The organism is Mongoliimonas terrestris, from assembly GCF_001927285.1.
Lineage (GTDB): Bacteria > Pseudomonadota > Alphaproteobacteria > Rhizobiales > Pleomorphomonadaceae > Chthonobacter > Chthonobacter terrestris.
On the sequence record NZ_MSIG01000006.1, the window covers coordinates 112,089 to 124,922 of the forward strand.

The 12,834-nt window shown below is 69.7% G+C and carries 11 protein-coding genes; 4 read left to right on the forward strand and 7 right to left on the reverse strand.

The window, feature by feature from the left end; translation table 11 throughout:
• Positions 1–5: 5 nt before the first annotated feature.
• Together BUQ68_RS10495 and BUQ68_RS10500 are read right to left on the reverse strand one after the other, a co-directional pair.
• Positions 6–800 (reverse strand): SDR family NAD(P)-dependent oxidoreductase, encoded by a 795-nt coding sequence (locus BUQ68_RS10495; protein WP_075215918.1) that lies wholly within the window; start codon positions 798–800, stop codon positions 6–8.
• 273 nt (positions 801–1,073) lie between these two features.
• A complete protein-coding gene (locus BUQ68_RS10500) occupies positions 1,074–1,298 on the reverse strand; it encodes a hypothetical protein (RefSeq protein WP_139315202.1) in 225 nt (74 codons plus the stop codon).
• Positions 1,299–1,525: 227 nt separating this feature from the next.
• Here BUQ68_RS10500 and BUQ68_RS10505 point away from each other — a divergent pair, with 227 nt between their 5' ends.
• Complete coding sequence (locus BUQ68_RS10505; RefSeq protein WP_075215920.1) at positions 1,526–2,569, forward strand: proline racemase family protein; 1,044 nt, start codon at positions 1,526–1,528, stop codon at positions 2,567–2,569.
• A 420-nt stretch (positions 2,570–2,989) separates the two neighbouring features.
• The gene (locus BUQ68_RS10510) at positions 2,990–6,463 is read left to right on the forward strand and encodes a metallophosphoesterase (RefSeq protein WP_083656470.1); all 3,474 of its coding nucleotides are present in this window, start codon (positions 2,990–2,992) and stop codon (positions 6,461–6,463) included.
• 114 nt (positions 6,464–6,577) lie between these two features.
• Here BUQ68_RS10510 and BUQ68_RS10515 read toward each other — a convergent pair whose 3' ends face one another.
• Entirely contained in the window at positions 6,578–6,994 is a 417-nt protein-coding gene (locus BUQ68_RS10515; protein ID WP_075215922.1) for a BA14K family protein, read from the reverse strand.
• 335 nt (positions 6,995–7,329) lie between these two features.
• Here BUQ68_RS10515 and BUQ68_RS23690 point away from each other — a divergent pair, with 335 nt between their 5' ends.
• Complete coding sequence (locus tag BUQ68_RS23690) at positions 7,330–7,662, forward strand: PepSY domain-containing protein (RefSeq protein WP_075215923.1); 333 nt, start codon at positions 7,330–7,332, stop codon at positions 7,660–7,662.
• Positions 7,663–7,966: 304 nt separating this feature from the next.
• Entirely contained in the window at positions 7,967–9,145 is a 1,179-nt protein-coding gene (locus BUQ68_RS10525; RefSeq protein WP_175577782.1) for a GGDEF domain-containing protein, read from the forward strand.
• Positions 9,146–9,162: 17 nt separating this feature from the next.
• Here BUQ68_RS10525 and BUQ68_RS10530 read toward each other — a convergent pair whose 3' ends face one another.
• The 4 genes from BUQ68_RS10530 to BUQ68_RS10545 are packed head-to-tail and all read right to left on the reverse strand — an operon-like array spanning position 9,163 to position 12,828.
• The gene (locus BUQ68_RS10530) at positions 9,163–9,888 is read right to left on the reverse strand and encodes an SDR family oxidoreductase (protein WP_075215925.1); all 726 of its coding nucleotides are present in this window, start codon (positions 9,886–9,888) and stop codon (positions 9,163–9,165) included.
• 13 nt (positions 9,889–9,901) lie between these two features.
• Positions 9,902–10,675 carry an SDR family NAD(P)-dependent oxidoreductase gene (locus tag BUQ68_RS10535; protein WP_075215926.1) on the reverse strand — a complete coding sequence of 258 codons (774 nt, stop codon included), beginning with the start codon at positions 10,673–10,675 and terminating at the stop codon, positions 9,902–9,904.
• 37 nt (positions 10,676–10,712) lie between these two features.
• Complete coding sequence (locus BUQ68_RS10540) at positions 10,713–11,780, reverse strand: ABC transporter ATP-binding protein (RefSeq protein WP_075215927.1); 1,068 nt, start codon at positions 11,778–11,780, stop codon at positions 10,713–10,715.
• Between the two features lie 10 nt (positions 11,781–11,790).
• Complete coding sequence (locus tag BUQ68_RS10545) at positions 11,791–12,828, reverse strand: NAD(P)-dependent alcohol dehydrogenase (protein WP_075215928.1); 1,038 nt, start codon at positions 12,826–12,828, stop codon at positions 11,791–11,793.
• Positions 12,829–12,834 lie beyond the last annotated feature (6 nt).

A 12,834-nucleotide genomic window follows, 5' to 3' on the forward strand; every position in this document is an offset into this window, starting at 1 on the left:
GGCCCTCAGGACGATCCGGAACCGGGCTCGGCCATCTTCTGGTGCTGGGTGGCGAGCCGGTCGGACGGGGTGATGTTGGCGAGCGCGGACTGGATCTTGTTCTTCCAGCCGCTGACGATGTCGCCGTCGCCGCGCATCATGGCGTCGAAGCCGGTCTTGGCCACCGTGGCCGGGTCGTCCTTGCGGCCCTGGCCGACGGCGGTGTCCTCCATGCCGGCGCGGGTGAAGAATTCCGTGTCGGTCGGCCCCGGCATCAGGCAAGTGACCGAAACGCCTTCGTCCTCAAGCTCGTGGCGCAGTGCAAAGGCGAAGTTGTCGAGGAAGGCCTTGGTGCCGTTGTAGACCGCCTGGTAGGTGCCCGGCATGAAGCCCGCGATGGAGCCGGTGATGAGAATCCGCCCTTCGCCCCGCGCCCGCATGGTGCGGCCGATCTCATGAAGCAAGTAGAGCGTGCCGGTCACGTTGGTGTTGAGCACGTGCAGGATGTCGTCGAAGTCCTGGTCGATGAAGCCGTCGCCGAGGCCGCGCCCGGCGTTCGCCATCAGGACGTCGACCGGCCGGTCGATGCGCCGGATGGCGTCGAGCAGCGTCTCCACGCCGTCGATGCCCGAAAGGTCCGTCTCGACGGCCTCGACCCGCGCGCCGCCGGTGCGCAACTCCGTCGCGGCGGCGTGGATGGTGGGCTCGTCGGCGGCGATCACCAGATCGAAACCCTGGCTGGCGGCATAGCGGGCGAGCTCCAGGCCGATGCCGGTCGAAGCACCGGTGACGACGGCGAGAGGGCGGGGCGTCTGTGCCATGGGGAAACCTGCGAGCGTTGGGAGGGAACGACCACGGCCTGCCACGACGGGCGTTCTGCCGGGCGACGATCCGGGACGCGGCGACGGGACACCGTGCGGGTCGAACCCCACCGAGGCGCAGGGGTTCCAGGGGGTACCGTCACCGTTGCGTGCGGGACGTCGAAAACGTAGCCGCGTCGCGGGTGCGCGAGCATGCGGGGCGGTCTGCGGCAGGGGCCGGCGCGGCGCCTTGGTCGTCCGTCGCGCGGGTCAGAAGCCGGACGGCGCGCGTCGTCAGCTTCCCAGACGCCAGATCAGCGCGCCGATCGCCAGGGCCGTGACCGCGATAGAGGTGACGAAGCCGGTGCGCGCGCGGCGGCGGTCGGCGGCTTCCTGCTCAGGCGTCTTCGGCGCGGCTCGCCCCTTCTGGTCGGCCTTGTCGACGGAACCGCGCGCCCCGGACGGCGCCGATCCGGTGCTGCCGGGTCTCTCCACGGGATCTCTGACGGTCTTTGCCACGGTCCCAACCTCGATCCAAATGGCAGCCCTTCCGCCGACCCGACTGTCCGACGTCTTTGAGGCGGTTTTCAAGCCCTGTCCGTGGCAGGCTGGCGACGCACCTGTGTCGGCGGACGAATCGTCCGCGATCGGGCGCGCTTTCGGCTGGAGTCGTCCCGCCGATTCGACCGAGCTGCCGGGTCCTTCCTCCCGGCAATCCTTCATGCGGAAGCCGGACGGACAGCACCATGCAGAGCACGCGCGCCATCCAGGTCGTCGGCTGTCACGCCGAAGGCGAGATTGGCGATGTCATCGTGGGCGGCATTCTGCCGCCGCCGGGGGACAGCGTTTTCGCCCAGATGAAGGCGTTCGAGCGCGACTTCGACCATCTCCGGCGCTTTCTCCTTTGCGAACCGCGCGGCAGCGTCGCCCGCCACATCAACCTCCTGGTGCCGCCGAAGCGGTCCGATTGCGTGGCCGGCGCCATCATCATGGAGCCGACCGAATACCCGCCCATGTCCGGCTCGAACACGATGTGCATCACAACGGTGTTGCTGGAGACAGGGCTCGTGCCGATGCGCGAGCCGGTGACGACGCTGCGGCTCGACATGCCCGGCGGGCCGGTGGACGTGACGGCGAGGTGCGTGGGCGGGAAGGTGCGGTCGGTCACGATCGCCAACGTTCCGTCGTTCGCGTTGCACCTGGATGCGGTCGTGGAGGTGGAAGGTGTGGGCAGCGTCGCTGTCGACATCGCCTACGGCGGGATGATCTACGCGCTGGTGGACGCCACCCGGTTGGGCTTCGAGGTCGTGCCGGCGGAGGCCCGCGACCTGGCGGTGCTCGGCGAGAAGATCAGGCTGGCGGCACGGTCTCAACTGACGGCTGTCCATCCGGAAAATCCGGACATATCAGGGGTTTCCATCGTCCAGTTGAACACGCCCTTCAGCGGTGCCGGCAGTGCCGCGCGCAACACCTGCATCGTGGCGCCCGGCCGGTCCGATCGGAGCCCGACGGGCACCGGCCTGTCAGCCCGCCTCGCGGTCCTCCATGCGCGCGGGTTGCTCAAGGTCGGCGATCGCTTCGCCCACACCTCCCTGATCGGCTCGCGCTTCGAGGGGGAGATCCTCTCCGAGACCCTCTGCGGCGGCCGCCCAGCCATCGTTCCGGCGATCACCGGCCGGGCCTGGATCACCGGCACGCACACCTACCTGCTCGACCCGACCGACCCCTGGCCGGACGGCTACGTGCTAGGCGACACCTGGGGGACGACCGGGGAGACACGGCAGACCTGACGCAGGCAAGTGCCGCATCGCAAGCCGGACCCGGCGGGCGGATCTTGAAGGGCGTGGAGGCTTGTGTTGTCGCCATGGGCGAGGATCGGTCGCCAACGCAAGGCGAAGCGGTCCGTAGCACTGACATTGGCTTCGCCACCAACCGCCAACGAGAAGCAGGGTTGAGCCCTGATCTCAGGCACCCTGGCCAGGAGCGCCCACACGGCCGCTCGCCGTTGCCGATACGCCCGACCTGCGCCTTGACCATCTCCAACGATACGTTTCGCCTCGTCGGCCCTTGGACCGGAGAGGGCAAGAAGGTTAATACATTCATAAAACGACCCCATTTCTCTTGCCTAATGCGGACGATTTTATCAGGGTGGAAGAGCCTCGTTTGGGGGCTGTTCCGGGGCGTCCGTCCGCCTCGACACGGTGAGGTTCATGGCAGGGTTATTCGATCGGCTTTTTTCCGGCGCGCGCGCATCCATCCTGCCGCCGCAGGTGGTTCCGCTGAGGCAGCGGGTGCTGCCGTCCGACGCGCTGGTCTATGCCATCGGTGACGTGCACGGCTGCCTGACCGAACTGCAGCAGCTGGAAGCCCTCATCATCGAGGACGCGGCCGGCCATCCGGGTCCGCGCTTCATCATCGGTCTCGGCGACTACGTGGACCGCGGGCCGCATTCGGCCACCGTGGTGGACCACATCATGGGCCCGGCGCCGGACGGCTTTGAGCGCATCTGCATCGGCGGCAACCACGAAACCCACATGCTGGACTTCCTGCGGAACCCGCGGGATGCCGACTTGTGGCTCGGCGTCGGCGGTCTGGAGACGCTCACCTCCTACGGCGTGGACGTTCCGCTCCGGCTGACGACGCCGGCGAGCCGACAAGCGCTTGCCGCCGCCTTCGCGGCGGCGATGCCGGCCGAGCATGTGGAGTTTCTGAGCGCTCTTCCGCAGATGGTGATCCTGGACCGGCACGTGTTCGTCCACGCCGGCATCCGGCCCGGCATTCCGCTGGACGCGCAGGCGCCCCATGACCTGATCCTGATCACCAACGATTTCCTGAATTTCGAGGGCGAACTCGACTACACGGTGGTGCACGGGCACACGCCCGTCCAGGCGCCGCTGCAGACGCCGAACCGGATCGCCGTCGACACCGGCGCCTATGGCACCGGCCGCCTGTCCGCCGCGCGCGTGTTCCAGGGCGCGGTGGACTTTCTCACGGTCAATCGCATGGGTGCCATCCGCCGCCCGGATGTGCGGGCGGCGGATCTCCATCCGGTCCGCGGCGCGGCGGCGGTGACCGCTCCGGTGCAGACCGAGGCGGAGATCATCCCGTTCGCCGCCGCCCGGGCCGCCGCTCCGGCCCCGCGCGAGCGCCCCGTTCCCATCGACGAACCGCCCGCGCCGGAGGTGCCGGCGAGCCTCCAGGCGGTGCCGGCCCAACCCATGGACGCGCCGGCCTTCGAGGGATCGGCCGTCGACGACCCGGTGCCGACCGCCGAGGTGCCGCACGATCTGCCGTCCATCGGCGAGCCGCTGACCCACGCCACCACGGCTGCCGCCGGACACGCCCTGTCGGTGACGCTGCGCGGCGGCGACGAGGCGCTCAATCCCCGGTCCTACGGTGCGCCGGCGGACGCTGTAGAGACGCCGATGGCGGAAGCGAATGCCGCCGACCCGGCGGACGACGCGCCGCGCGTTCGCCCGGTGCCGGCCAAGTACCGTCGCTGGCGCATTGTCGCCGCTCCCGTCCGGCCGCAACGAGCCGCCGACGATTCCGCATGGGCGGCTGCCGACGTGGCCCCCTTGTCGGCGCCCGAGGCGGTGGATGCGCCGCAGGATCTGTTCGTGGATCCGCCGGCACCGGTCGAGGTGCCTGCGGATCCTGCCGTGCCGACCATCGAGCGGGCCGAGGCCGCCGCGCGCGACCGCCTGCAAGCTGCGCTTGCAAGGCTGGAGCGCGTTCGTGCCGAGGCGGCGGCAAGCGCCGGCGCGCGGTCGGCCGCCCTCTCCGCCAAGGCGTCCGCCGTCGCGACGCCGCAGCCGGCACGGCCGGTCGTCGAGATGCCGGGTCCGATCGCGGACGTGTCGACCGACGCGTCCGGTCCGATCGTGGACATGGAGCCCCGGTTCGAGGCGCCGTCCATCGCCGTGCCGCCAGTGGTGATGGAGCCAGTTCTTCAGGCTGAGCCGCCGGTGCCGCCGGCAAGCGTTCGCCGAGACGGTGATTTCTTCTGGCCCGACGAGCAGGCCGTCCGTGGCCTCTCGGCCGGCAATGCCGCGCGTCGGGAGCCGGAACCCCCGGCTGAAGACGGCTGGCGCGCGGGGGCGGGGACGTCCAGGCCGCCCGTGAGCGAGCCGGATCCGGCGCTCGGAGCCGATTGGCCGCTGTCCGTCTCCGAATGGGCGAACACCCCGTCGCGGGGCCGCGGCGCGCCCGAGCGTTCGCGCGCCGGGCATGCCGGGCAACAGGATCCGCGCGCGAACGGCGTGCAGGCTGACCCTCGCGCCTATGGCGCGCATGAGGGCGAGGGCGCGCCGATCGAGGCACCGCGCCCGGATCGCCGCTTCGCCGACGCCCGCGCGGGCGAACCGCGGGTTGCCGATCCGCGCATGGGACCGCGCACCATCCAGCGACCCATGGGTCCCGGACGGTTCGGGCCGAACGCGGAACCGCGCGTCGGGATGCGTCCGCCGCTCGCCGGCGCCGGCCCGATGGCGGCGCGCACGCTGCCCCCGCCGCCGAAGCCGAGCCGGATGCCGCTGGTGGCCGCCGGGGTGATCGGCGTGATGCTGCTGGCGAGCGGTGTGGTCGCGGCAAGCTACAACGGCGTCGATTTCGGCCGCATGGTCGCGCAGATCCCGCTGCCGAGCCTCGACATCCTGGACGAGAGCGAGCCGACCGGCGATGCGCCCGCGGTCGCCGCCGTCTCCGATACGCCGAGCGGGCCGGCCTCGACGGGCAGCCCGTCCGCCTTCGACCCCGGTTTCCTTTCGTCGCCGCCGACCGATCCGTCCGCGGAGACGACCGCGCTGTCGGACGACGAGGATATCGTCACCAACGGGATCGACCCGCTCGCGGCGGTGCCGGACACGGTGGTGGCTGGTGCCGACAGTGGCTCGCTGAAGCCGCGGATCGAACCGGTGGATCCCTTGAGCGGCGCGGTGACGAGCGTCGATCCGAACGCGCTTGACCCGGTGCAAGCGCCTGAGCCGGATGTGGCGGCCCTCAACCCGACGATCGACGCGCCGCAGACCTTCGCGCTCACGCCGGATCCGGCTGGGGCCGACGACGGGACGGGGGAGGCGTCGGAGACGGCCGCCGTCGACGACGCGCCCGCGGTACCGGAGGCGTTCGCCGGCGAGAAGCCGTGGACCCAGCGGATCGGCCTGTCGGCGCTTCGCCCCGGCGAGCGCCCGCCGGTCGCGGTGACGACCGATGGCCCCGTGCTGAGCGCGCCGCTGCCGGTGGCGCGGCCGAGGCTGGCCGCCATCGAGGAGCAAGCGCCTTCCGACGGGAACGCCATCACCGTGACGCCGCCGCAGGTCACTCAGCCGCCGGAGCCCGTCGCGACGACGCCCCAGCGCAGCCGGCCGGTCGAAACCGTTCGCCAGCCCTCGGCAACCAGCCGCCGCCCGGTGGAGACGGTCCGCCAGGCGCCGCCGGAAGACACGTTCGGCTATATCGACAACGGGTTCATCCCGGCCGAGCCGAGCCAGGTGATCGGACGCCCGGCCGCGGGCCCGCGCGACCTCCGGGACTATATCGACACGGCGCAGCCGTCGGACCGGGAGGTGCGGCAGATCGGCCGCCAGCTCCGCCCGTGCGCCATCGCCGGGCCATCCGAACCCTGCTGGTTGCCGCCGCCGGGAACGGATCCCTACGCGGACGGCCTCTGGGACGCGGAGTGATCCAGGACCAAGGCAGACAGATGATCAGCATGACGAAGCCGCGGACCCGAGGTCCGCGGCTTCTTCGTTTGAGGCGAGGGAGGCCGGACGGGGGAGGGCCGTCCGGGGAGAGGGTCAGCGATTGTAGGGCGACACGCAGTCGCGCACCCGGCCGCGCCGGTCGACCCAGGTGTTGTCGTAGGCGTCGTAGGAGGCGTAGCGGCCCTCGCACCAGTCCTGGTGGGCGGCGCGCACGTCGATCCGCCGATAGGTGTGCCGGCGCGGGGCTTCGTAGATCACCTCGGGCTCATGAAAGACCGGCCGCGGCGGGGCGGCGTATACCGGATAGGCCTCCCTATAGACCGGCCGCGGCGGGGCGGCATAGAGCGGCTGCGGCGCGAGCGCCTGGCCGAGCAGGACGCCGCCGATGATGCCGAGGGCGGCGCCGGCCGCGACGTCGCGGCCGCGATCCCCGGCGGCGGCAGGCGCCGCGGTGAGCGTGGTGGTGGCGGCCAGAACCGCGGCCGAGAGAAGAACGCCAAACGTCTTCATTGCTGTCTCCTTCCGGCAGGACCGGCCGGCTGTTCGCTCGCCGCCGCCCGCCCTCGCATTCGATGATGAAGGTTTAGCGATCCGCCGCTGAACCGTGGATGAATGCAAATCGGCGGCTTTCGGGCGTCACCCCGGGCTTGCCTGGGCGCGCGAACTTCGGTCGGCCCGCCAGCGTAGGCTTTGCGATGAACGGCGACGTTCTCGCCGTTAAACAAGGCCGGTTCACGCATTCGTATACGGCCTTGTCGTGGAACGGCTGGTCATCGAGGACGTTGACACCGCAATCGGGTGCCAATTCTTGGAAAGAGAGCGCCCTTGAACAGGAGAGCCTTCCCATGATCAAGCGCATTGCTTCCGCACTTGCCGTCACTGCCTTCGCCGCCGGTCTGTCCACGAGCGTCATGGCGCAGTCGATCCAACTCGGGCCAGACGGCGTCCGCGTGGTGCCGCCGGGCCAGGAGCGCTCCGAGCGGGTGATCGAGGAGTATGACGAGGTCACCCCGCGCGAGGCGTCGCGGATCGCCCGCGAGGCCGGTGTGGCCGAAGTGGACGACGTGGTGACCCGCCGCAACTCCTACCGTGTCGTCGGCGTCGACAGGCGGGGCCGCGACATCGAGGTGGATGTCAGCCGAACCACCGGCGAGATCCTGGACGTGAACCGGATCTGACCGGAACCCTTGTCCGCAGCGTGACGATCGATTGAGGAAGGCCCGCCACCCCCGGCGGGCCTTCGGCTGTTTGCGGGGACGGGATCGGGCGGAGCCACGGCAGCGATGAGCCGCGCGCCGTACTTATCGCCAATCTCGGCGGCCTGAAGGATCAACTTGCACGGACTTGCATATTGATAAGAGTTTTTTCAGGGGCCAGACGTCAGGGTGATGATCTAACGGTGAACACAGCATGTCTGAAAACATGAACCCCGATGTCCGGCCAGCGCTGATCGATCGGACCCTCTCGGGCGGATGCCACTTTTTGCATTTTCCGCCTGTGCTCGAGGCTGCGTTCGAGCAGGAGATCGGCGCGGAGCGCTGTCGGCAGTTCATGCGCCGTGGGCTCGCTGCCCTCGTCCTCTACAATCTGCTGCTTTTTTCCGACATGGTCCTGGTGCCGGACGTGCTGGCGGACGCGGCCTTGGTCCGGCTCGGCATCATCACGCCGCTCGGTCTTGCCGTCCTGCTCATTCTTCGCATGAACCCGCGGCCGATGGTCCGGGAGGGGGTCGGCGCGATCATGACGGTGGTGACGGCGGCCAGCATCGTCGCCATCGCGCGAATGAGCGAAAGTCCCTATCGGTTCGACGCGGAGCACGCGGTGGTGCTCTGCATCATCTTCGCGACCGTCGTCCAGCGCCTGCGGTTCTGGTACGCGGCGGCAACGTCGGCCGGGTGCTACCTGATCTACAACGAGGGCCTCTGGGCCGTGCCGGACCTTGCCGCCGTTCAGGTGTTGTCGGCGCAGATGACCCTCGGCGGGGTGGTCGTGCTGGCGCTGATCGGATCCTACAATCTGGAACGCGAGCAGCGGCTCGGCTACTTGATGGCGCTTCGCGAGCGGCTCCGGGCGACGGAACTGGAGGGCCTCACCCGTCACGACTCGCTGACCGGACTTCTCAATCGGCGGGCGCTCGACCAGAGCCTCGCGACGATCGTCGAGGACAAGCGACATCGCCACACGGCCGTGCTTCTGCTCGACATCGACCATTTCAAGCTGTTCAACGACGCGGTTGGCCACCAGGAGGGCGACAGCTGCATCCAGGCCGTCTCGCGCCTGCTGTCGTCGGTGCTGCGCGGCCGACCGAGCGAGGCGTTCCGCTACGGCGGGGAGGAATTCCTCGTGCTCCTGCCGGATTCCGACCTGCGCACGGCATCAGCGGTGGCGGAGCGGATCCGCCGCGCGGTCGACGGCGCCCGGATGCGGCATCCCGGGTTCGGCGATAGCCGCGTGGTCACCGTCAGCGTCGGATGCGCAGCGGGTCAGATCAGCAGCCTCGACATCGCCCGCGCGGTGATCGCGGACGCCGACGCGGCGCTCTACCGGGCCAAACACAACGGCCGGAACCAGGTGTTCCCGTCGATCCCGGCGTTGGTGGAATGCGACCTCGTGGAGTTCCGGGACCCCCCGAAGCCGTTCGCCGCAGCGGCGAACGGCTGACGGACAAGGCAATCTCGTCAGTTGATCATGAAGCCGCCGTCGACCGGCATGGCAATGCCGTTGATCATGCCGGCCTCGTTGCCGAGGAGATAGAGCACCACGTCGGCCACGTCTTTCGGGTCGGCAAAGCGGCCGAGGGGGATGCGGTTCAGCATGCCGGCTGACTTGGCCGGATCGCTCCAGGCCTTCACCGCCATGGGCGTGAGGGTGACGGTCGGGTTCACGGCGTTGACCCGGATACCTTGGCGGCCGAGCTCGTTTGCCATCACCCGCGTCATGGCGTCGAGGGCGCCCTTGGAGGCGCAATAGGCGGCATGGTCGGCAAAGCCGATGAAGGACGACACCGAAGACACATTGACGATCGCGCCCTTCAGGCCGCGGGCGATGCGATCGCGCGCATAGGCCTGGGACATGATCATCGGGGCGATCGTGTTGACCGCCAGCAGGTGGTTCATGGTCTCGACGCTCACGTCGAGGAAGCTGTCGAGGGCCGTGGTGCCGGCGTTGTTGACGAGAAAGTCCACCGGGCCGGCCTCGGACGCCGCCGCAGCGGTGGCGGCCGCGTCGGCGAGGTCGACCGCGATGGTGCGGCAGCCGATCTCGGCCTTCAGGGTCTCCAGGTCCGCCTCGGAGCGCGTGAGGGCCACCACGTTGGCGCCGCGCGCGGCGAGGCCTTCGGCGATTGCCCGGCCGATGCCCTTGCCGGCACCGGTGACGAGAACGGTCTTGCCTTTGAAATCCATGGGAGTGTCTCCGTCACCAGCAGGTGAAGCCGCCGTCCGCCAGAACGATCGAGCCGGTCATCAGGCTCGCCGCGTCGGAGGCGAGGAATTGCACGACCGAGGCGATCTCGGCCGGCTGGCCGAGCCGGTTCATCGGCGTGTCGCGCAGCCACGCGTCGACCCAGCCGGGTTTGTCGTAGGCGAACTTGGTCATCGGCGTTTCGATATAGGTCGGCGCCACCGCGTTCACCCGCACGCCGCGTGGCCCCCATTCGGCGGCAAGCGACTTCGTCAGGTGATGGACCGCCGCCTTGGAGGCGTTGTAGTAGGCCTGGTTCTGGGGCCGATTGACGATGTAGCCCGACATCGAGCCGATGTTGACGATCGAGCCTTTGCCGGCGTTCAGCATGTGGCGGCCGAAGGCGCGGTTGCACCAGAAGACCCCGTTGTAGTTGACGTCGTTGACGTTGAGCCACAGCTCGTCCGTGACGTCCTCCGCCCCGACGCCGGACCGGGCGATACCGGCGTTGGCGACGAGCACGTCCACCCGGCCGAAGCGCGCGACGATGTCGTTGGCGGCAGCCGTGACGGCGGTGGGGTCGGTGACGTCGAGCACCACGACCGAGGCCTCGATGCCCTTCTCGGCGAGGGCGGCGCGGCCCTCCTCGGCGACGGTGGGGTCCGCGTCGGCGATCACCACCCGGGCGCCGGTCTCGGCCAGGGCCTCGGCGCAGGCAAGGCCGATGCCGCGCCCGCCGCCGGTCACCACGGCAACCCGACCGTCGAGTTTCAATCTCTCCCAGTACATGGGCTTCCTCCGCTGATCGGTGGTCCGTTCGGCCTCCTCAGAGGCGCCGGCCGCTCACCTTGTCGAACACGTGGGTCTGGGCGGGATCCGGCCGGATCGCCAGCGGCTGGCCGGGCGCCACCGTGACCCGCTCGCGGAAGACGCCGACCACCGGCGCCTCGCCGAGCTTCATGAACACCTGCGTTTCCGAGCCGGTCGGCTCGGTGACCGAGACGATCGCCTTCTGGCCGCCGTCGCCGAGGGCGATGTGTTCCGGGCGAACGCCGTAGACCACTGTCTGCCCCTCGGTGCCGCCGGTCGGCATGCGGGCGAGGGGGAGGGCGATGCCGTCGGCCGTCACCACGGCCGGGGCGCCGGTTCGGGTGGTGAGCGTGCCGTCGATGAAGTTCATGGCCGGCGAGCCGATGAAACCGGCGACGAAGAGGTTGGCCGGCCGGTCGTAGAGGTCGAGCGGGGCGCCGGTCTGCTCCACGATGCCGTCGTGCATGACGACGATCTTGTCGGCCATGGTCATGGCCTCGATCTGGTCGTGGGTGACGTAGATGGTCGTGGTCTTCAGGCGCTGGTGCAGCTCCTTGATCTCCACGCGCATCTGCACGCGCAGCTTGGCGTCGAGGTTGGAGAGCGGCTCGTCGAACAGGAAGACCTGCGGGTCGCGCACGATCGCGCGGCCCATGGCGACGCGCTGGCGCTGGCCGCCGGAGAGCTGCTTCGGCAGCCGGTCGAGCAGCTTGTCGAGCGCCAGGATGGAGGCGGCACGCTTCACCTTCTGGTCGATCTCGGCTTTCGGAACGCCTTTCAGGCGCAGCGAAAAGCTCATGTTGTCCGCCACATTCATGTGCGGGTAGAGCGCGTAGTTCTGGAACACCATGGCGATGTCCCGGTCCTTCGGCGGCTTGTCGTTGACGACGCGACCGCCGATGCTGACCTCGCCGCCGGAGATCTCCTCCAGGCCGGCGATCATGCGCAAAAGCGTGGACTTGCCGCAGCCGGACGGGCCGACCAGGATGACGAACTCGCCGTCCTGGATATCCACCGAGACGCCGTGGATGACCTGGACGGTGCCGTACCGCTTCTTCACGTCCTTGAGGGTGACCGGGGCCATTCGGGTTCTCTCACTCGGGCATCTGGATCTGCACCTTCACCTGTCCGCTCGGAGCGGAGGCGGCGAAGTCGAAGGCTTCGACGCTCTCCTCGAACGGGAAGGTGCGGGTGATCAGGGGGGAGACGTCGATGGCGCCGGACGCCAGCATGGCGACGCAGCGCGGGAAGACGTGGGCGTAGCGAAACACATGCTCCACCCGCGCCTCCTTGATCTGCGCCTTGGCGACGTCGTAGGCGATGGGCGAGAGCGGGATGCCCACGTAGACCACCACGCCGCCGGGGGCGAGCGGATCGAACACGTCGGCGGCGGCGCGCTCGTTGCCGGAACACTCGAACACCACGTCGGCGCCCCAGCCGTCCGTCTCGGTCATCACGGCCTCCGCGAGGGCGCGGGATTTCACGTTGACGGGCGTGACCGGGCCGAGCTTGCGGGCGATCTCCAGCTTCACGTCGTCCACGTCGGAGACGATCACCCGGGAACAGCCGGCGGCGAGCGCGGCAAGGACGGTGACGAGGCCGATCGGCCCGGCGCCGATGACGACGCCGACGTCGCCGGGCTTCACCTTCGCCTTCATGGCCGCGTAGACGCCGACGGCCAGCGGCTCCACCATGGCGGCGGCGGCGAACGAGACGCTGTCCGGCAGCTTGAAGGTGAAGTCGGCCGGGTGGACGACGGACGGGCGGAGCACGCCGTGAATGGGCGGCGTCGCCCAGAAGCGCACGGCGGGGTCGAGATTGTAGAGGCCGAGGCGGGTGGCGCGGCCGGCCGGGTCCGGGATGCCGGGCTCCATGCAGACCCGGTCGCCGACCGCGAACTCGCGGACGTCGGCGCCGACCTCGGTGACGACGCCGGCCGCCTCGTGGCCGAGGATCATCGGATCGCGCACCACGAAGGGGCCGATGGCGCCGTGAGTATAGTAGTGCACGTCGCTGCCGCAGACGCCCACCACCTTCAGCTGGATGCGGACGTCGCGGGGGCCGAGCGGCTCCTCGATGTCGAAGTCCCGCAGGCTGAGCCTGCCCTTTTCCTCAAGAACCAGCGCCTTCATGGGGCG